Origin of the sequence: Kitasatospora sp. NPDC002227 (assembly GCF_040296285.1) — a bacterium.
Taxonomy (GTDB): Bacteria; Actinomycetota; Actinomycetes; order Streptomycetales; family Streptomycetaceae; genus Kitasatospora.
This window is the reverse complement of record NZ_JBEOWY010000001.1, coordinates 185,040-204,250: the sequence shown is the minus strand read 5'-3', so window position 1 is coordinate 204,250 and position 19,211 is coordinate 185,040. Positions and strand designations below refer to the sequence as shown.

Here is a 19,211-nt window from a genome sequence, read left to right as displayed (position 1 = left end):
CGGGTCAGACGGTCCGCCGGCTCAGCACCTCGTCGGCCAGTCCGTAGGCGACGGCCTCCTCCGCGGTGAGCACCTTGTCCCGGTCCAGGTCGGCGCGCAGCTTGGCCGGGTCCTGCCGGGTGTGCCGGGCCAGCACCTCCTCCACCTGCGAGCGGATCCGGATCATCTCCTTGGCCGCCAGGCTCAGGTCGGAGACCGTCCCCTGCCGGCCGCCGCTGGCCGGCTGGCCGAGCAGCACCCGCGAGTGCCGGAGCATGAACCGCCGCCCCGGATCGCCGCCGGCCAGCAGCACGGCCGCCGTCGAGGCCGCCTGGCCGACGCAGAAGGTGGAGATCGGCGCCTGTACGAAGGTCATCGTGTCGTAGATGGCCATCAGCGAGGTGAACGAGCCGCCGGGCGAGTTGAGGTAGATGGCGATCTCGCGCTCGGGGCTCTCCGACTCCAGGTGCAGCAGCTGGGCGATGACCACGTTGGCCACCCCGTCGTCGATCTCGGTGCCCAGGAAGACGATCCGCTCGTTCAGCAGCCGGCTGAACACGTCGTACGAGCGCTCGCCCTGCGCCGTCCGCTCGATCACGTAGGGAACGGTGTACGACCCCATGTCAGAGCCCCATCCGCCGACGCGGGGCGGCCGGGCGGATGTCGGCGAGCGACTCCACCACGTGGTCCACCAAGCCGTACTCCCTGGCCTGTTCGGCCGTGAACCAGCGGTCGCGGTCGCCGTCCCGGGCGATCGTCTCCTCGGTCTGGCCGGTGTGCTCGGCGGTGATCCGCTCGATGGCCTTCTTGGTGAACTCCAGGTTCGCCGCCTGGATCTCGATGTCCGCGGTGGTGCCGCCGATGCCCGCCGAGGGCTGGTGCATCATGATCCGCGCGTTCGGCAGCGCGAACCGCTTGCCGGGCGCCCCCACGGTGAGCAGGAACTGGCCCATGCTGGCCGCGAAGCCCATCGCCAGCGTCGAGACGTCGTTCGGGATCAGCCGCATGGTGTCGTAGACGGCCAGCCCCGCCGTGACCGAGCCGCCCGGGCTGTTGATGTACAGGCTGATGTCGGAGCGCGGGTCCTCCGCCGAGAGCAGCAGCAGCTGGGCGCAGACCCGGTTGGCCGACACCTCGTCAACCTGGGTGCCGAGCAGCACGATCCGCTGCGCGAGCAGCTGCGCCGCGAGGTGGTCGTCGAAGCGGCTGGGCGGCGTGTCGCCGTCCTCCGCCCGGGGCGGGAGCAAGGTGCGTGGAGTCATCCGGTCCTCCTGGTCGAGGCGAAGCTGTCGTCGGCCCCACTCTCGGCCCGCCCGCGGCCGGGTGGGGGATTTCTCTGCCCGCCGCAGATTCGCCACGGGCAGAGCCGGGCGCCGGGCCGGGGCACGGAGGGGACATCGGCCCCTCGCGGCCGGGACACGGGCCGCCGGAGGGTGGAGGCGAGACAGGGAGGTGGGTGCGGTGATCACTTCGAAGACCTGGGAGTTCCACGCGGGTGACCGCGTCACGGTGTTCCGCGACTGCTCCTACGGCGCGGCCGAGGACGCGTACGTGGTGGAGGTCCGCGCGGACCGCAGCCTGCGGCTCGAGTTCGGCGACGGCCACCGCAGCTCGCTGCGCAACGGCCACGTCGAGCTGTGCGAGGTACGGGGCGGGTGAGGCTCCCTGCCTGCCCGCCAGTGATTCAGTCCTCGGTCAGCGGCTGCTCGCACCAGATGACCTTGCCGTCCGGGGTGTAGCGGGTGCCCCAGCGGTGGGCGAGCTGGGCGACCAGGAAGAGGCCGCGGCCGCCCTCGTCGGTGGTGGCGGCCCAGCGCAGGTGCGGGGCGGTGCTGCTGCCGTCGGACACTTCGCAGATCAGGCTGGTGTCGCGCAGCAGCCGGACCCGCACCGGCGAGGCGCCGTAGCGGATGGCGTTGGTGACCAGCTCGCTGAGGATCAGCTCGGTGGTGAAGACGATGTCGTCCAGCCCCCACTCGGCGAGGCGGCGGGCGGCGGCGGAGCGGACTTCGGCCACCGCCGACGGGTCCACCCGGACGTCCCACTCGGCCACCTGGTCGGGCGCCAGCCGCCCCGTCCGGGCGACCAGCAGGGCCACGTCGTCGGTGGCGCGGGCGACCTGGGCCGTCCGGGCCACGGCCTGGCAGGTCTCCTCCGGGGAGCGGTGGCCGCCGTCGGCGAGGACGGCGGCCAGCTGGTCCAGGCCCTGGTCGATGTCCCGGCCGCGGGACTCCACCAGGCCGTCGGTGAAGAGCACCAGACGGGAGCCCTCCTCGATCTTCAGCTCGGTGGTGCCGAACGGGTGGCCGCCCACGCCGAGCGGGGGCGCCAGCGCCGTCCCGGGGTACTCGACCGTGCCGTCGGGGTGGACCAGCGCCGGGCCGAGGTGCCCGGCCCGGGCGATGGTGCAGATCCCGGTGACCGGGTCGTAGACCGCGTACGCGCAGGTCGAGCCGGTGATCTTGAAGGCGTCGCACTCCTCGTCGGTCTGCGAGACCAGCTCGTCCAGCCGCTCGAGCACTTCGTCCGGCGGCAGGTCGAGGGCCGCGAAGGTGCGGATGGCGGTGCGCAGCCGCCCCATCGCCACGGCGGCGTTGATGCCGTGGCCGACCACGTCGCCCACCACCAGCGCGGTGCGCAGGCCCGGCAGGCTGATCACGTCGAACCAGTCGCCGCCCACCCCGGCACTGGCCGGCTGGTACCGGTACGCCACCTCCAGGGCGGTCTGCTCGGGCACGACCTGCGGCAGCAGGCTGCGCTGCAGGGCGGCGGCGGTGCCGTGCTCGCGGGCGTAGCGGCGGGCGTTGTCGATCGAGACGGCGGCGCGGGCCGCCATCTCCTCGGCGAGCAGCAGGTCGTCGGCGTCGAACTGGGCGCCGGCCGGCCGGCGGCGGAACTCGACCAGGCCGAGCACCCGGCCGTGCACCCGCAAGGGCGCCACCAGCGCCGAGGCCCGCCGCCCGGCCGGCCCGCCGCCGGTCAGCACGGCGCGCCCGGACTCCAGGGCACGGGCCTGCGGCGAGCCCTTGGCCGGGGTGAAGCTGCCGCTGGCGACGGCGCCGTGCACCCCGCGCAGCACGGTCCGGCGCAGCACCTGCGGGCCCGGCTCCGGCTCCTCGCCCAGGGTGACGCCCGCGACCAGGTCGACCGCGACCACGTCGGCGAAGCGCCCGGCCGCGACATCGGCCAGCTCCTCGCAGGTGCGGTTCATGTCGAGGCTGCGGCCGATCCGCAGGCCGGCCTCGTAGAGCAGCTGGCGGCGCCGCCCGGCGTCCTCTACCCGGCTGGTGAGCTCGTGCAGCTCGGTCGAGTCCCGCAGGGTGAGCACCGTGCCGGGCCGGCCGCCGTACGGGGCGGTCGGGCGCTTGTTGACCGCCAGCAGCCGGTCGCCGGCCCGGTGGATGCCGTCGGTGACGGCCTCGGCGGAGATCAGCAGCGCGACGGTCTGCGGGTCGAGCCCCAGCTCGCCGACCGGCCGCTGCTCGGCGTCCTCCGGCAGGCCGAGCAGCCGCCGGGCCTCGTCGTTGGCGAGGATCACGGTGGCGTCCTCGCCGATGATCAGCACACCCTCGCGGACGGCGTGCAGCACCGCGTCGTGGTGCTCGTACATCCGGGCCAGCTCGCGGGGGCCGAGCCCCCTGGTCTGGCGCAGCAGGCGGCGGCTGGCCAGCACGGTGACCACGGCGGCCAGCGCCACGGCGGCCGCCGCCCCGCCGAGCAGCACCGGCAGGTGCGAGCCGACCAGCGAATTGACCCGGCCGACGGTGATGTTGACCGCGACCACGCCCTTGGGGGTGCCGTCCGGGGTGAACACAGGCACCGCCGTCACGATCGAGCGGAAACCCGGCTCGTCCAGGTCGAAGGTGACGGTGTGCCCGGCCCTCAGCTGGGGCAGCACCTCGGAGAGCACGTAGGCCGGCGGCTGGTACGGGTGGCCGACGTAGGCGGGGTAGGGGGAGGTGAGCTGGACGGAGGCGGTGTTGAGCACCACCACCGAGTCCACCCCGGTGGCCTGCCGGACGGCCTCGGCCTCCGGCTGCAGCACCGCCGAGGGGACGGCGCTGTCCAGCGCGGGGATCAGCCCGGGGGAGTGCGCGAAGGACTCCGCCACCCCCCTGGTCACCCGGCGCGCGTCACTGACCGTGCTCGACCGGGCCTGCAGCACCATCGCGGTCAGCGCGGCCGTCACGAGCAGCAGCATGATCGCCAGCTCGATCAGCAGCGCCCGGCCGGCCAGGCTGCGGACGGTCAGCAGCCCCCGGGCACCGCTGCGCCCTGGCCGTCCGGCCGTCCGGGAGGCCCGGGCGGGGGCCGGGATCCGGGCCGGCGGGCCGGGCGGGGCCGGGGGCGGAGGCGACTTGAGCAGGACCATGGGAGCAATCCCCGTTCTCGACCACTGCGCGTGAGCAGCCGACGGAATCCACCATGGCGGGGCGGGCCCGGTGGCCGGTACGGGGAAAATACGTATTCGACTACGTATTCTCAGAATGTCGGGATCGTCCCGGTTTGATGATCATCGGGGGTGAACCCGGGTGACCGCAGCGGAGGGCCCGGGCCGGGCCGGGAATCTCCCGGCCGACCTGACCAGCTTCGTCGGCCGTCGGCAGGAGATCACCGAGGCACGTCGGCTGCTCCCCACCACCCGGCTGCTCACCCTCACCGGCCCCGGCGGGGTCGGCAAGACCAGGTTGGCGCTGCGGGTGGCCGAGACCGCCCGGCGGAGCTACCCCGACGGCACCTGGCTGGTCGAGCTCGCCGACCTCGGCGACGCCTCGCTGCTCGCCCACACCGCCGCGGAGGCGCTCGGCCTGCACGCCGAGAGCGCCCGGCCCCCCGCCGAGCTGCTGATCGACCACCTCGCCCCGCGCACCACGCTGCTCGTGCTCGACAACTGCGAGCACCTGGTGGAGGAGTGTGCCGCCTTCGTGGCCAGGCTGCTGCGCGCCTGCCCCGGCCTCACCGTGCTCGCCACCAGCCGCCAGTCGCTCGGCGGCTACGGCGAGACGGTGCTCCTGGTGCCGCCGCTGCCGGTGCCCGAGGGGGAGCCGGGCCGGGCCGAACTCGCCCGCTACGACTCGGTGGTGCTGTTCACCGAGCGGGCCCGGGCGGCGCTGCCGGGCTTCGACCCGGAGAGCGTGCCGCCCGAGGTGCTGGCCCGGCTCTGCCGCGAGCTCGAGGGCATCCCGCTGGCCATCGAACTCGCGGCGGTCTGGCTGCGGGCGCTCTCGCCGGGCGAGCTGGCACAGCGGCTCGACGAGCGCTACCGGCTGCTCACCACCGGCCCGCGCAGCGCGCCCGGCCGCCAGCGCACCCTGCGGGCGCTGATCGACTGGAGCCACGAGCTGTGCTCCCGGCCCGAGCAACTGCTCTGGGCCAGGGCCTCGGTGTTCGCCGGCGGCTTCGACCTGGCGGCGGCGGAGGCCGTCGGCGGGGGCGACGGGGTGGCGGCCGAGGACGTCCCGGAGCTGGTCCGCTCGCTGGTCGACAAGTCGGTGCTGATCCGGGAGGAGCACCGGGGCAGTGTCCGGTACCGGATGCTGGAGACGCTGCGCGAGTACGGCCAGGAGCTGCTCGCGGGCGGCGGGGAGGAGCAGGCCGTCCGGGCCCGGCACCGGGACTGCTACGCCGCGCTGGTCGGCCGGTTCGCGGCGGAGTGGATCGGGCCGGCCCAGGAGGCCTGGCTGGAGCGGCTGGAGCTGGAGCACGCCAACCTCCGGGCCGCGCTGGGGTACTGCCTCGGCCGGGCGGGCGAGGCCGTGGTGGCGCTGCGGATCGCCACCGGCATCGACGAGTTCTGGACCGTCCGGGGGATCAACACCGAGGCGCGCTACTGGCTCGGCCAGGCGCTGGCGGCGGCGCCCGAGCCGAGCCGCGAGCGGGTCTCGGGCCTGTGCCTGAGCGCCTGGTACGCGCTGCTGCAGGGAGAGGCCGGGGCCGCCGCCCCGCTGCTGGCCGAGGCCCAGGAGCTGCTCGAGGTGGTCGGCGGGGCGGGCCGGGCGGCGTACGCCGCGCAGGTGCGCGGCATGGCGGCGCTGTTCGCCGGGGAACCCGACCGGGCGCAGCCGCTGCTGGAGACGGCACTGGCCGGGTTCCGGGCCGGGCGCCCGGGCGGAGAGCTGTCCGCGCTCACCGTGCTGGGCCTGGCGGAGGGGCTGCAGGGCTCCCGGGAGCCGGGCCTGGCCCACCTGGAGGAGGCGCTCGCGCTGGCCGAGGGCCTGGGGGAGGTGTACTGGCGGTCCTGGGCGCTGTGGGCGCTCGCCTTCCTGGAGCTCGGCCACGACCTGGCGCGGGCGGAGGCGGCCGCCAAGGAGGCGCTCGCGGTCCACGGCCGGCTGCGCAGCGAGCTCGGCACGGCCTTCACCCTCGAGCTGCTGGCCTGGGTGAGCACCCGGCAGGGGCGGCACGCCCGGGCCGCCGTGCTGTTCGGCGCGGCCGCCGCCGGCTGGGAGCGGATGGACGCGGGCCCGGACGGGTACCGCCCGGTGGCCGCCGCGCACGCGCAGCACACCGCCGAGACCCGGGCGGCCCTCGGAGCGGACCGGTACGAGGACGCGCTCCGGCAGGGGCGGCGGCTGCCGGCCCGGCGGGCGGTCGAGCAGGCGCTGGAGCAGCGCGGGCCGACGGGCCGGCCGCCCGACGCCGCCGCGGCCTCGCTGACCCCCAGGGAGCGGCAGATCGCCGCGCTGCTGGCCGAGGGCCTCTCCAACAAGGACATCGCGGCCCGGCTGGTGGTCTCGCCGCGCACCGCCGAGACACACGTCGACCACATCCTGCGCAAACTCGGATTCAGCTCCCGTACCCAGATCGCCGCCTGGGTCGCCGGGCAGGAGCGCGACCCCGGGCCCGAGGACTGACCCGGATCTTGTATCGTTGCCCGCGAATCATCCAGAGGGGTGGAGGGACCGGCCCTACGAAGCCCCGGCAACTCCCCGTCCGGCTCGGCGTGCGAAGTACGCGCCAGACCGTGCGGGGGCAGTGCCAACTCCGGCCTGTCGCCAACGTGGCGCGGGAAAGATGAGGAGACACGGTGCTCTCTGTGCTGTCCTTCGCCCGGGCGCTTCCCGCCCCGGCCCTTCCGCGTACCCGTCTCGTGCCCGGCGCAGGCCCTCGGCCGAATTCCCCGGCCCTTCCGCGCTGACCACCCCCGCTCCCCGCGTGGAGCAGCCGTGCGCGCAACCTCACTGCCGCGTACGGCCTTTGAGACTGGAGTACCTGTCCATGGACAACACGAGCGGCGTCGGCGTGCTCGACAAGGTCACCACCATCCTCGGCACCCTGGAGTCCGGGCCCACCACCCTGGGCGAACTGGTGGTGGCCACCGGCCTGGCCCGGCCCACCGCGCACCGCCTCGCCGTCGCGCTTGAGCACCACCGCCTGGTCAGCCGGGACCTGCAGGGCCGGTTCGTGCTCGGCCCCCGGCTCGCCGAGCTCTCGGCGGCCGCCGGGGAGGACCGGCTGCTCGCGGCGGCCGGCCCGGTGCTGACCCACCTGCGGGACGTCACCGGCGAGAGCGCCCAGCTCTACCGCCGCCAGGGCGAACTGCGGATCTGCGTGGCCGCCGCCGAGCGGCTCTACGGCCTGCGGGACACCGTCCCGCTCGGCATCACCCTGCCGATGAAGGTCGGCTCGGCCGCACAGATCCTGCTCGCCTGGGAGGAGCCCGAGCGCCTGCACCGGGGGCTGCAGGGGGCCAGGTTCACCGCCACCGCCCTCAGCGGCGTGCGGCGGCGCGGCTGGGCCCAGTCCATCGGCGAACGCGAACCCGGCGTCGCCTCCGTCTCCGCCCCCGTCCGCGGCCCGGGCCACCGGGTGGTGGCCGCCGTCTCCGTCTCCGGCCCGATCGAGCGCCTCACCCGCCACCCCGGCGCCCGCCTCTCCCAGGCCGTGGTCGAGGCGGCCGACCGCCTCACCGAGGCGCTGCGCCACGCCTGACCGGCGGGGTCTGAGGCATTGTCAGTCCGGCGGCATACGGTGGGGCGGACCACACGGCTTTGCGGGAGGAGCTCCATGTCACGCGTACGGGTGCACAACTTCGGGGTCTCGCTGGACGGGTACGCCACCGGCGACGGCCAGAGCCTGGAGGCGCCGTTCGGCCACGCGGGCTCGCGGCTGCTCGACTGGGCGCTGGGGACTCGGACCTTCCGGGAGATGATCCACGGTCAGAGCGGCGGCTCCACCGGGGTCGACGACGCCCTCGCGGCCAGCTCGTTCCAGGGCATCGGCGCCGAGATCATGGGGCGGAACAAGTTCGGCCCGCAGCGCGGGCCGTGGCAGGACGAGGAGTGGCGCGGCTGGTGGGGCGACAACCCGCCTTTCCACACCCCCGTCTTCGTCCTCACCCACCACCCCCGCCCGTCGATCGAGCTCGAGGGCGGCACCACCTTCTACTTCGTCGACGCCCCGCCGGAGGAGGCGCTGCGGCGGGCCCGGGAGGCGGCCGGCGGGCTGGACGTACGGATCGGCGGCGGGCCGACCACCGTGCGGGAGTTCCTGGCCGGTGACTTGATCGACTTCATGCACGTGGCCGTGGTGCCGGTCGTGCTGGGGCGCGGAGTGCGGCTGTGGGAGGGGCTGGAAGGGCTGGAGGAGCGGTTCGAGGTGGAGTCCACCGTCGCGCCCAGCGGGGTCACCCACCTGACCTTCACCCGGCGGTAGCGGGCGGCGGCCACGGCGGTGAGGCCGTCCCTGGGGCGGGACGGCCTCCGCGGTCCGTCAGAACGCCGAGTGGGCGAACCAGTGGGCCAGCAGTGCGTCGTCGCCGTGCACCTCGAAGCGGTCCGAGGTGCGGTCGAGGCGGCCGTAGAGCAGGAGCAGCAGGTCGGCGGCGGTGCCGCGGACGGTGGCGTCGGCGGGCTCGGCGGGCTCCTCGGAGAGCTTCTCGGAGGTCTCGAGGGTGAGGCTGTCGGGGCGCAGGCGGACCAGCCAGTCGCCCGCGCCGTCGGTGCGGGCGAAGCGGATGGTGCGGTTCTCGGCGCGCAGCTCGGCCGTCTTCGGGGCGAAGAGGGCGGCGAAGGGCAGGTTGGTCAGGAACTCGGCCACGCCGTCGGCCGCGAGCGCCGGGTCGATGTCGGCGGGGAGGCCGAGTGCGAGCTCGGCGTCCACCCGGTGGACCAGCGTCTCGAAGGCCATCCGGCGGACCCAGAACCTGGCGTGCTGGTCCGCGCCCCAGGCCCACATGGGCGCGTCCAGGTCGAGCCCGGTCCAGACGGCGGCGGCCTCCGCGGCGGCCTCGCCCAGCCAGGCGGGGTACTCCGCCGGGCTCTCCGGCAGCTTGAGGTCGACGTCACGGCTGGTCGGCGGCTGCAGGCTGCCCTTGCCGAGCAGGTCGGTGAACCAGCGCTGCGCGCTGCCGGTGTGCCGGACCAGGTCGGCCAGCGTCCAGTCCGGGCAGGTGGGAACGGGGAGCGACGGGTCGGCGTGCTGGACGGCCGCGACGAAGCGGGTGGTCTCGGCGGCGACGGCGGTGCCGTGGTCGAGCGGGGTCATGAACGTGGTCTCCAGGCGCTCAATGTTTCAGTACGTGAAACAACCCTGAAGACGCTAAGCCTCAAATGTTGACCCTGTCAAACATTGCGGGGGATGACGATGAGCGAGCAGCACACCGAACCGGTGGTAAGCGTCCGCGGTGGCGCCGGCTGCCGGCCGCTCGGGCGGGGTGAGGCGTCACTCGGGGCGTGCCGGGGCCGGCTCGTGGTCGGGGTAGGCGGCGAGGAGGGCGAGCCAGAGCTGGAAGCGGTCCTGCATGGACTGCAGGGAGCGGCCGGTGAGGCGTTCGATCTGGTCGAGGCGGTAGCGGACGGTGTTGCGGTGGACGTAGAGCTGGTCGGCGACGGCCTGGACGGAGCAGTCGGCGGCCAGGTAGGCGTGCAGGGTGGTGACCAGGCCGGCGTTGTTGGCCCCGTCGAAGCGGGTGAGCGGGCGCAGCACTTCGGCGGCCAGCTGCTTGAGCGGCAGGTCGGGGCTGGAGAGCAGCAGGCGCGGCAGGTTCAGCGGATCGCCCGCGTGGACACCGGGCCCCCGGGAGAGCGCCGCCTGGGCCTCGAACCAGCTCCAGCGCAGCCCGTCCACGCCCCGGTAGCAGCCGCCGATGCCGACCGAGGCGCGGGTGTCGAGACCGGCCAGCGCGCCGGCGAGCCGCCGGGCCGGCTCCTCCACGGGCGCCGACTGCGGGAGGAGGGCCACCAGGTACCGGCCCACCACGGCCGTGAGCACCGGCTCGGGGGCGTCCGCCTGCTCCGGGGCCAGCCACGGCAGCCGGGCCAGCCGCTGCTCGGCCGCCCGGTCGCCGCCCTCCGGTGCCAGGGCGCCCAGTACGACCCGGTGGGCCGCCTTCGCGTCGAGCCCGAAGGCGGCGAGTCTGCGCTCGGCGGCCGCCGGTGCGAGCACGTCCCGCACGATGTCCTCCACCACCTGGCCGACCAGCTCCCGCCGCCCGGCCAGGTGCGCCTGACGGCGGGCCAGCTCCAGGCCGATCAGCCGCACCGCGTACGGCAGCACCTCCGCCGCCGGCCCGGCCGAGCGCAGGCACAGGTGACCCGCGAGGGCCCCGTCCACCTGGACGGGCAGCCGCAGCGGCCCGGTGGGCCCCGGCCCGTCCCGCCGCTCCGGGACGGCGGCCAGCACCACGCCGTGCCGGTCGACCACCGCCGCCTCGGAGCCACTGGCCCGGTGCAGCACCCGCAGCAGCGCGGTCAGCCCCTCGCCGGACAGCAGGGCCTGGACCAGCAGGTCGTGCTGGTCCACCAGCCGCCGCTGCGCACTGTGGTCCTCGGCCGCGATCCGCTCCGCCACCAGCCGGTTGACCGCGATGAACGGTGTCTCGTAAGGGACTTCGAGCACCGCCAGGCCCGCCCGCTCGGCCTCGGCCACCGTGGCCCGCGGCACGGCGGTGTGGCTCAGCCCGGTGCCGAAGCCGATGCCGGAGGCGCCCGCGGCCGCCACCTGGCGGACGAAGCCGGCCTGGGCGGCGGCGGTGCGCTGGCGCAGGCCGGTGGTGAGGAGCAGCTCGCCACCCGTCATCCACGGGGTCGGATCGGCCAGTTCGGTCACCGCGACCCACCGTACGACGCGGTCGAGGCCGGCCGGGCCGGTGCACAGCCGCAGGCCGAGGGCCTGGTCCTGGAGCAGATCACGCAGAGCTACGGGCATGCGCGGGACTGTAGCGCCGCACAACTCACCGGCGGAAGACCGTGCGGGTGTCCATGGCCGGCGGGAGCCGGTCTTCCCTAGGGTTCGAGGTGCCGAGCCGTCGGTCACGGCGGAGGGAACGACCCGAGGGGTACGCGGAGTTGACGAACGAAGACCGCCGGTCTGAGGCCGCCGGACCCGGCGCGATCCGGCTCGAAGGCCTGGCGAAGAGCTTCGACGGCCAGGTCCGCGCGGTCGACGGGGTGGACCTGGAGATCGGCGAGGGCGAGTTCTTCGCGATGCTCGGGCCGTCCGGCTCCGGGAAGACCACGGTGCTGCGCATGATCGCCGGCTTCGAGGCGCCGAGCTCGGGCCGGATCCTGCTCGGCGGCACCGATGTCACCGCGCTCGCGCCGTTCGACCGGGACGTCAACACGGTGTTCCAGGACTACGCGCTCTTCCCGCACATGACGATCGAACAGAACGTCGGCTACGGCCTGATGGTGCGCAAGGTGCCCAAGGCCGAGCGGGCCGAGCGGGTGCGGGCGGCGCTCGCGATGGTCCGCCTCGACGGCTTCGAGCGGCGGCGCCCCGCGCAGCTATCCGGCGGCCAGCGTCAACGGGTGGCGCTGGCACGGGCGTTGGTGAACCGGCCGAAGGTGCTGCTGCTCGACGAGCCGCTGGGGGCGCTCGACCTGAAGCTGCGGCACGAGATGCAGGTGGAGCTCAAGCAGATCCAGCGCGAGGTGGGGATCACCTTCGTGTTCGTCACCCACGACCAGGACGAGGCGCTCACCATGGCCGACCGGGTCGCGGTGTTCAACGCCGGGCGGATCGAACAGGTCGGACCGCCCGCCGAGGTGTACGAGCACCCGGCCACCGCGTTCGTGGCCGGCTTCGTCGGCACCTCCAACCTGCTCGACGGCCAGGCGGCCGAGCAAGTCGTCGGGGAGAGCGGCCTGTTCAGCATCCGGCCGGAGAAGATCCGGATAGCTCACCCGGACGACCCGGCCGGCCCCGACGAGCTCTCCGCGACCGGGCGGGTGGCCGAGGTGGTCTACGCGGGCGGCCACACCCGCTTCCTGGTCGACCTGACGGCGGGCGGCCGGCTCACCGCCGTCCGGCAGAACCTGGAGGAGGGCTCGGCCGACGTCCAGCGCCACCGCGGCGCCGAGGTCGTCCTCGCCTGGCAGCGGGGGCACACCGTCCGCGTCGGCTCCTGACACCCACTTCCCTCGAGAACGGACCAACTCGCATGCGTATCCGCTCGATCGCCGCCGCCGTGGCCGCGGCGCTGCTCGCCGCAGGCTGCAGCAGCGCCGCTCCGACCGCCGGGGCCGGCCACAGCCTGACGCCGCCGAAGCTGCCGATGCTCCAGACCCTGGGCACCGGGGAGGGCCAGGTGAACCTGGTCGCCTGGGCCGGGTACGCCGAGGACGGGGCGGACGACAAGGACGTCGACTGGGTCCACCCCTTCGAGCAGCAGACCGGCTGCAAGGTCAACACGAAGATCGCCGGGACGTCGGACGAGATGGTCTCGCTGATGAAGACCGGCCAGTACGACGCCGTCTCGGCCTCCGGGGACGCGACCCTGCGGCTGATCGCGGCCGGGGACGTCGCGCCGGTCAACACCTCGCTGGTGGCGAACTACGCGGACATCTACCCAGGCCTGAAGAACCAGCCGTGGAACTCGGTGAACGGCCAGATGTACGGCATCCCGCACGGCCGCGGCGCCAACCTGCTGATGTACCGCACCGACAAGGTCTCCCCGGCGCCGGACTCCTGGAGCGTGGTCTTCGACGGCGCCTCGAAGTACGCCGGCCACGTCACCGCCTACGATTCGCCGATCTACCTCGCCGACGCCGCGCTGTACCTGATGAAGACCAAGGCCGAGCTGGGCATCAAGAACCCCTACGCCCTGGACGACGCCCAACTGAAGGCGGCCGTCGAGCTCTTGAAGACCCAGCACAAGGCGGTCGGCGAGTACTGGAGCGACTACCAGAAGTCGGAGAACTCCTTCAAGACCGGCGACAGCGTGGTCGGCACCACCTGGCAGGTGATCGCCAACATGGCGCAGACCGACAAGGCGCCGGTGCAGGCGGTGCTGCCCAAGGAGGGCGCCACCGGCTGGTCGGACACCTGGATGGTCTCGGCGAAGGCGGCGCACCCCGACTGCGCCTACCAGTGGATGAACTGGATCGTCTCGCCGAAGGTGAACGCCCAGGTCGCCGAGTGGTTCGGCGAGGCGCCGTCCAACGCCAAGGCCTGCGACCTGACCTCGGACAAGAAGTTCTGCGCCACCTTCCACGCCGCGGACGACGCGTACTGGAAGAACGTCTACTACTGGACCACCCCGGTCAAGAACTGCCTGGACGGCCGGGGCACGGTCTGCACCGACTACGCCGCCTGGACGGCCGCGTGGACCGAGATCAAGGGCTGATGATGGCCCCCGACCTGGCCGCCCCGTCGCCGCTGGTGCGGCGGGGCGGTGTCCGTTCCCTGGCCTCGGCGCTGCACCGGCACGCCCGGCTGCGGCTCGCACTGCTGCTGGCGGCGCCGATGGCCTGGCTGGTGCTCGCCTACCTGGGCTCGCTCGCCGTGCTGCTGCTCTCCGCCTTCTGGACCATCGACGACTTCACCTACAACGTCGTCCAGGTCTGGAACACCGCCAACTTCACCACCGTGTTCACCGAGCCGGTCTACCGGGCGATCGCGCTGCGCACCCTCGGCATCGCGGCGGCCGTCACCGTGATCGACGCCCTGGTGGCCTTCCCGATGGCCTTCTACATGGCCCGGATCGCCCGGCCACGCACCCGCAAGCTGCTGGTGGTCGCCGTGCTGACCCCGCTCTGGGCCAGCTACCTGGTCAAGGCGTACGCCTGGCGGGTCATCTTCAGCCAGGGCGGCGTGCTCGACTGGGCGGGCAAGCCGTTCGGGGTGTCCAGCCCCGGGTACGGCACGGCGGCGGTGATCGTGGTCCTCGCCTACCTGTGGCTGCCGTACATGATCCTGCCGATCCACGCGGGCCTTGAGAACCTGCCGGCCAACCTCCTCGACGCCTCCGCCGACCTGGGCGCCTCGGCCGGGCGGACGTTCCGTTCGGTGGTGCTGCCGCTCACCCTGCCCTCGGTGTTCGCCGGGTCGGTCTTCACCTTCTCGCTCAGCCTGGGCGACTACATCGCGGTGCGGATCGTCGGCGGCAAGACCCAGGTGCTCGGCACCGCGATCGCCGACAACGTGACGCTCAACCTGCCGCTGGCGGCCGCGCTGTCCTGCGTACCGGTCCTGATGATCGTCGGCTACCTGCTCGCCGTGCGCCGCTCCGGCGCCCTGGACTCCCTCTAAGGGGCCACCGTGACCTTCTCCCGGCGCACCCGGATCGCCCTGCGGGCGGCCATGGCCGCGGGCCTCGCGGTGATCTACCTGCCGCTGCTGCTCGTGCTGCTCAACTCCTTCAACCGGGACCGCTCCTTCGCCTGGCCGCCGACCGGTCTCACCACCGAGTGGTGGTCCCGAGCCTGGGAGTCGGAGGGTGCCCGCAGCGCCCTGCTCACCTCGCTGCAGGCGGGCGCCGGGGCGACGGCGGTGGCGCTGGTGCTCGGTACGATGACCGCCTTCGCCGTCCAGCGGTACCGCTTCTTCGGGCGGCAGGCGGTGTCGTTCCTGGTCGTCCTTCCGATCGCGCTGCCCGGCATCGTCACCGGCATCGCGCTCAACGCGGCCTTCCGGACGGTGCTGGGCCCGGCAGGGATCGGCTTCGGCCTGCTCACCGTGATCGTGGGGCACGCCACGTTCTGCATCGTGGTGGTCTTCAACAACGTCATCGCCCGGCTGCGCCGGCTCTCCCCCTCGGCGGAGGAGGCCTCGGCCGACCTCGGCGCCCACACCTTCCAGACCTTCCGGTACGTCACCTTCCCGGCCGTCCGGTCCGCCCTCCTCGCGGGCGGCCTGCTGGCCTTCGCGCTCTCCTTCGACGAGATCGTGGTGACCACCTTCACCGCCGGGCCCGGCGTGCAGACCCTGCCGGTGTGGATCTACGCCAACCTCGCCCGGCCGAACCAGGCACCGGTGGTGAACGTGGTCGCGGCGCTGCTGGTCCTGCTCTCCGTGGTCCCGGTGTACCTGGCCCAGCGGCTCTCCGCCCCCGCCCTGCCGGGGACGGACCGGCGTGCGGGCGGTGGACGGTGAGCATGCCGGCCCGGGCTACCGGGCGGTCCGGTTACGACCCCCAGTAGACGGTGACGATGATCCAGTCGCTCCTGTACTCGCTCCAGCCGACGATGACGTGCAACTGGCCTTCGGCCTTCTCCGCGATGTAGTGCCAGTTGCCGTTGTCCTGGCAGAAGGGCCTGATGTTCCGCATCACGCCGTCGATCTCGTCCCGGGTGACCTGACGTCCGTTCATCCGGTCCAGTGCGTGGTCGGAGAGGTAGGGGGCGTAGGTCGGCGCCTGGGGGTCGGTGTGACAGTTCGTCGTTGCCGTGCAGTCGAAGTCGCAGCGGACGGCCGGGCGCGCGAGGCCCGGTGTCGCGGCGAGCGCGGGGCCGGAGAGCAGGGCCAGTCCGGCGGTGACCGCGGCGACTGCGGCGAGGCGAAGACGGTTCGGCTTGATCACGGGGGTTTCCTCTTCCGGGTTGGTTCCGCGGCTTTCTGCCGCTGGGGAAGAGGATGGTCGGCGGCGATCCACGCGTGATCTGCGGAACGTCTACGGCCCGGCCGACTTGGCCGGGCCGAGCGCGTGGTCAGCTGATGCAGGTCAGGGTGGCCTGCCAGAAGTGCGGGGCGAGCGTCTGCACGTCCAGGTCGCACTGGGCGTTGGTGTACCCGGCGGCGTGGGCCTGGCTGTAGGCGGACTGGCGGGCGGTGTAGGAGTCCTGGCCGGTGCCGACGAAGTAGCCGCTGGCGGCCGAGGCGGTGGTGGTGACGCCCGCGAGGGCGAGCAGGGTGGCGGCGGTCAGGGACACGGCGGCGATGCGGCGGGGAAGTGACGTCATGACTGTTCTCCGTCTCGGTCGGTGGAGCGGGTGCATGCGGTCCGTTCGGTGCCGGTTCTCGGCAAGCCGGGACTGTAGCAACTGACATGACGGGGCAACAGGTCTTCGTCAGCTGAAGTGATCGGTGCGGTCCTCTAGGGTGGAAGTGAGCCGGGGGGCGCACGGGTGGTTCGGGTGCCCCCTGGTGTTGGCAGGTTGTGGGGACGAGCTCGAGGAGCGGGTTGTGATGAGTGGTCGGTTCGCCGGGAAGGTCGTTGTGGTCACCGGGGCGGGGGCGGGGATCGGCCGCGCCAGCGCGCGGGCGTTCGCGCGGGAAGGGGCCGTGGTGGTGGCCGCCGGGGCGCGGGCGGAGTCGATCGAGGAGACCGTCCGGCTGGTGAAGGAGGACGGGGGCGTCGCCGACTCGGTGGTGGCGGACGTGAGCCGGGCCGAGGACATGGAGCGGCTGGTGCAGGCGGTGGTGGAGCGGCACGGCGGGCTGCACGTCGCGCACAACAACGCGGGCATCCTCGGCCGCCCGGCGCCGGTCGCGGACCTCGACCTGACGATGTGGCAGTCGGTTCTGGACGTGAATCTGACCGGCGTCCTGCTGAGCATGCAGTACCAGATCCGGCACATGCGCGAGCACGGCGGCGGAGCCATCGTCAACACCGCCTCCAACATCGGCGCGCACGGCCGCCGCCCCGGCCTGGCCGCGTACGCCGCCTCGAAGGCGGCGGTGAGCACCCTGACGAAGGTCGCGGCGCTCGACCACATCAAGGACAACATCCGGATCAACGCGGTGAGTCCGGGCGCGACCGACACCACCATGTCGCTGCGCCCGGGCGAGACGGCGGACGGCCGGGCCGAGCGGCTGGCCTCGGCGGTGCCGATCGGCCGGGTCGGGACGACGGACGAGGTGGTGGCGACCGTCCTGTGGCTGGCCTCGGCGGAGGCGAGCTTCGTGGTCGGGCACGACCTGGTGGTGGACGGTGGCGCGACCGCCTGACGGCCGGAATAGGCCCGGCCACGTGGGTGTGGTCCACGCGGCCGGGCTCCCCCACATACGGTTGGTTCTCGGGAGGGGCGGTCAGTGTGTCAGGCGGCGGTGCACCGGAGGGTGACGTAGGCCTCCCAGGTGGTCTGCGCCCAGTTGACCGGGGCGCTGGTGCTGGAGACGACCTGGCACTGGGTGGGGTAGTCGAAGCCCGCGTTCCGGGCACTGACGTCGGCGGCGCCGGTCGCGCCGTTGACCGCCCAGAAGCTGTTCGGGCCGAACGCGTGGCCGGTGAAGGTCGCCGTGGTGGCGGCCGAGGCGGTCGCCGGGAGCGCGGCTCCGGTCAGAAGCAGGGCGCCGACGGCGGTCGAGGTGCCGAGCACGCGGTGGAGCAGGGTCATGGTGATGACCTTTCAGGAGTGGCCGGCCTCGGGGAGCGGGAGGGGCGGCCGCGGTGTACCGGTGTGGTGGTCGGTGCCCGGATTCATTTCAGCACTTATGGGGCCGATTGTCATCAGCTCAAGTGAATTTGATCTATCTGGTGACCGGTCGGGGCCGTTGGTGGTGAGGGCGCTCAGCCGAGCTGGGCCTTCAGGAAGTTGGCGCCGTTGTAGCTGCCCCGGCCGGTGACCTTGTCGTACTTCGCGCCGGCCTGGTAGGCGCCGTTGCTGCCGCTGGTGACGTCGTGGAAGGCCGAGGAGTAGGCCGAGGTGCCGGCCAGTGACGGACTGGCCCTGGGCGGCCGCCTCATTGAGGTCGGTGTCCACCGCCACCCGGTTGCTCGCGGTCTCCCCGGCTTCGTAGATGCCCCAACTGATGGAGATGACCGGCACGTTGTCGCTGACCAGCTTGGCATAGACGGCCGTCTCCCCGGCGTCCGAGTTCGGCGCCTCGTACACCTTGATCGCGGCGCCCGGGGCGAGCGCCTGCACGACCTCGATGTCCAGCTCGACCTCGTCCTCGCCCGAGAGGTCGGTGGTGCCGCCGCCCGCGCCGACCACCACGGGGGTGGCGGGGGTGCGGTCGGCCGCGAGCGCGGCGAGTTCGTAGGCGGTCGCGGAGTCGTCGGCGTGCTCGGCCGCGGTGGCGAGGGAGTTGGCGAGCGTCTCCTCGGGCTCGGGCTCGGGCCGGGCGAAGGCGAGTTGGCGGGCCCGCTGCTCGGGTGGGAGGTGCGCGGGGGCGGGCAGGCCGTCGAAGAGGTCGACCAGACCGACGTACGGGAGGTGGGACTCCGAGGAGGCGGGTGCGCAGCGCAGCACGGCCCAGCCGGAGCGGGCGGCGAGGGTACGGGCGACGGTGGTGCGGCCGATCCCGGTGGGGCCGTGCAGCAGCAGGGAGTTGTGCTGGGCCAGGAGTGCGGCGGCGGTACGCAGGAAGCCTGCGCGGAGCGCGGCCCCGGTGCTGTGGTGTGCCCCCGTGTCGGCCATGCCCCGTCCTCCCTGCCGGCTGCGGACTCCCCCGGCCGGCTCGGCGCCGAGTGGGCTGAGCCGGACCTTCGGCAGTTCATCCCAGCCGTCGGGGCGGGTGGGCGTCAACAAGTGGCCGTGGGTGCGGGCCGGTTCGACACAGAGACTTCATGCCTGGGCGGGTGGTCAGCTCGAGGGTGGGGTGTCCTGGAGGGGGAAGGCCATCAGGCTGAGGCTGACCGGGGTGGTGCCCGGGGTGCGGACGGGCCGGGCGGCTTCGTGGAGTTCGACGGCGAGGGCCGCAAGGCGCGTGCGGGCGCTCTCCCACAGCTCGGGGTCGAGCCAGAGTTCGGCGTCGACGGTGACGCCGGTGCTGTCGGGTGCCCGGCGGGCGACGCGCTCGCGCAGCGTGTTCGCCATCGTCTCGGCGAGGAGCTGGGAGCCCTGGTGCTGGTCGGAGAGGGGGGTGCCGCGTACCGCGAGGTACCGGCGCTCGCGGCCGCCCCGGACGACCCGCTCCTCGGCGAGCTCGACCAGGCCGACGGCGTCCAGCCGCCGCAGGTGCTGGCTGGCGAGGGCGTGCGAGACGCCCAGCTCGCGGGCGAGTTCGGCGGCGGACATCGGCGCGGGCCAGATCAGGGTGAGGATCCGGAGCCGGAGCGGGTGGGCGAGCGCACGCAGCACGGGGTCGGTTTCGGTCACCGGGCCAGTAAACCGCATGGGCCGGCG

At 73.5% G+C, this 19,211-nt stretch carries 19 protein-coding genes and 1 riboswitch; of the genes, 9 read left to right on the top strand and 10 right to left on the bottom strand.

The genetic code is table 11. From position 1 onward, the window contains the following. Window positions 1-4: 4 nt before the first annotated feature. Window positions 5-601, bottom strand: a complete 597-nt coding sequence (locus ABT095_RS00900; protein WP_350527079.1) for a ClpP family protease — start codon at window positions 599-601, stop codon at window positions 5-7. A 1-nt stretch (window position 602) separates the two neighbouring features. Further along, on the bottom strand, window positions 603-1,241 hold the full coding sequence (locus ABT095_RS00895) for an ATP-dependent Clp protease proteolytic subunit (protein ID WP_350527078.1): 639 nt from the start codon (window positions 1,239-1,241) through the stop codon (window positions 603-605). Between the two features lie 199 nt (window positions 1,242-1,440). Here ABT095_RS00895 and ABT095_RS00890 point away from each other — a divergent pair, with 199 nt between their 5' ends. Next, a complete protein-coding gene (locus ABT095_RS00890) occupies window positions 1,441-1,638 on the top strand; it encodes a hypothetical protein (protein WP_350527077.1) in 198 nt (65 codons plus the stop codon). Window positions 1,639-1,663: 25 nt separating this feature from the next. Here the strand turns inward: ABT095_RS00890 and ABT095_RS00885 are convergent, their stop codons facing one another. Then, window positions 1,664-4,351 carry a SpoIIE family protein phosphatase gene (locus ABT095_RS00885; RefSeq protein ID WP_350527076.1) on the bottom strand — a complete coding sequence of 896 codons (2,688 nt, stop codon included), beginning with the start codon at window positions 4,349-4,351 and terminating at the stop codon, window positions 1,664-1,666. Window positions 4,352-4,511: 160 nt separating this feature from the next. On the opposite strand from ABT095_RS00885, the gene ABT095_RS00880 reads away from it, so the two are divergent. From ABT095_RS00880 to ABT095_RS00870, 3 genes are all read left to right on the top strand, one after another. Continuing rightward, complete coding sequence (locus ABT095_RS00880) at window positions 4,512-6,833, top strand: ATP-binding protein (RefSeq protein ID WP_350527075.1); 2,322 nt, start codon at window positions 4,512-4,514, stop codon at window positions 6,831-6,833. A gap of 24 nt (window positions 6,834-6,857) precedes the next feature. Next, window positions 6,858-7,000: riboswitch (SAM riboswitch) on the top strand. Between the two features lie 197 nt (window positions 7,001-7,197). Beyond that, a complete protein-coding gene (locus ABT095_RS00875; RefSeq protein ID WP_350527074.1) occupies window positions 7,198-7,911 on the top strand; it encodes an IclR family transcriptional regulator in 714 nt (237 codons plus the stop codon). Between the two features lie 75 nt (window positions 7,912-7,986). Beyond that, the gene (locus ABT095_RS00870) at window positions 7,987-8,634 is read left to right on the top strand and encodes a dihydrofolate reductase family protein (protein WP_350527073.1); all 648 of its coding nucleotides are present in this window, start codon (window positions 7,987-7,989) and stop codon (window positions 8,632-8,634) included. Window positions 8,635-8,691: 57 nt separating this feature from the next. On the opposite strand, the gene ABT095_RS00865 is transcribed toward ABT095_RS00870, so the two are convergent. Next, window positions 8,692-9,465: a maleylpyruvate isomerase family mycothiol-dependent enzyme gene (locus ABT095_RS00865; protein ID WP_350527072.1), complete on the bottom strand. Its 774-nt coding sequence runs from the start codon at window positions 9,463-9,465 to the stop codon at window positions 8,692-8,694. A 177-nt stretch (window positions 9,466-9,642) separates the two neighbouring features. Continuing rightward, on the bottom strand, window positions 9,643-11,127 hold the full coding sequence (locus ABT095_RS00860) for a PucR family transcriptional regulator (protein ID WP_350527071.1): 1,485 nt from the start codon (window positions 11,125-11,127) through the stop codon (window positions 9,643-9,645). A 140-nt stretch (window positions 11,128-11,267) separates the two neighbouring features. On the opposite strand from ABT095_RS00860, the gene ABT095_RS00855 reads away from it, so the two are divergent. From ABT095_RS00855 to ABT095_RS00840, 4 genes are read left to right on the top strand one after another with little or no spacing between them, the layout of a single operon-like run. After that, window positions 11,268-12,329, top strand: a complete 1,062-nt coding sequence (locus ABT095_RS00855) for an ABC transporter ATP-binding protein (protein WP_350527070.1) — start codon at window positions 11,268-11,270, stop codon at window positions 12,327-12,329. A gap of 32 nt (window positions 12,330-12,361) precedes the next feature. Next, a complete protein-coding gene (locus ABT095_RS00850) occupies window positions 12,362-13,546 on the top strand; it encodes an ABC transporter substrate-binding protein (RefSeq protein ID WP_350527069.1) in 1,185 nt (394 codons plus the stop codon). Window positions 13,547-13,548: 2 nt separating this feature from the next. After that, window positions 13,549-14,451 carry an ABC transporter permease gene (locus ABT095_RS00845; RefSeq protein ID WP_350527268.1) on the top strand — a complete coding sequence of 301 codons (903 nt, stop codon included), beginning with the start codon at window positions 13,549-13,551 and terminating at the stop codon, window positions 14,449-14,451. Window positions 14,452-14,502: 51 nt separating this feature from the next. Beyond that, the gene (locus ABT095_RS00840; protein ID WP_502884785.1) at window positions 14,503-15,294 is read left to right on the top strand and encodes an ABC transporter permease; all 792 of its coding nucleotides are present in this window, start codon (window positions 14,503-14,505) and stop codon (window positions 15,292-15,294) included. Between the two features lie 31 nt (window positions 15,295-15,325). Here the strand turns inward: ABT095_RS00840 and ABT095_RS00835 are convergent, their stop codons facing one another. Further along, entirely contained in the window at window positions 15,326-15,721 is a 396-nt protein-coding gene (locus ABT095_RS00835; RefSeq protein ID WP_350527067.1) for a DUF4258 domain-containing protein, read from the bottom strand. A gap of 127 nt (window positions 15,722-15,848) precedes the next feature. Beyond that, entirely contained in the window at window positions 15,849-16,100 is a 252-nt protein-coding gene (locus ABT095_RS00830; protein WP_350527066.1) for a hypothetical protein, read from the bottom strand. Window positions 16,101-16,326: 226 nt separating this feature from the next. Here ABT095_RS00830 and ABT095_RS00825 point away from each other — a divergent pair, with 226 nt between their 5' ends. Continuing rightward, the gene (locus tag ABT095_RS00825; protein WP_350527065.1) at window positions 16,327-17,088 is read left to right on the top strand and encodes a glucose 1-dehydrogenase; all 762 of its coding nucleotides are present in this window, start codon (window positions 16,327-16,329) and stop codon (window positions 17,086-17,088) included. Between the two features lie 89 nt (window positions 17,089-17,177). Here the strand turns inward: ABT095_RS00825 and ABT095_RS00820 are convergent, their stop codons facing one another. From ABT095_RS00820 to ABT095_RS00810, 3 genes are all read right to left on the bottom strand, one after another. Continuing rightward, window positions 17,178-17,477 carry a hypothetical protein gene (locus ABT095_RS00820; protein WP_350527064.1) on the bottom strand — a complete coding sequence of 100 codons (300 nt, stop codon included), beginning with the start codon at window positions 17,475-17,477 and terminating at the stop codon, window positions 17,178-17,180. A 12-nt stretch (window positions 17,478-17,489) separates the two neighbouring features. Then, the gene (locus ABT095_RS00815; protein WP_350527063.1) at window positions 17,490-18,503 is read right to left on the bottom strand and encodes an ATP-binding protein; all 1,014 of its coding nucleotides are present in this window, start codon (window positions 18,501-18,503) and stop codon (window positions 17,490-17,492) included. Between the two features lie 165 nt (window positions 18,504-18,668). Next, a complete protein-coding gene (locus tag ABT095_RS00810) occupies window positions 18,669-19,184 on the bottom strand; it encodes an ArsR/SmtB family transcription factor (protein ID WP_350527062.1) in 516 nt (171 codons plus the stop codon). Between the last annotated feature and the right edge of the window lie 27 nt (window positions 19,185-19,211).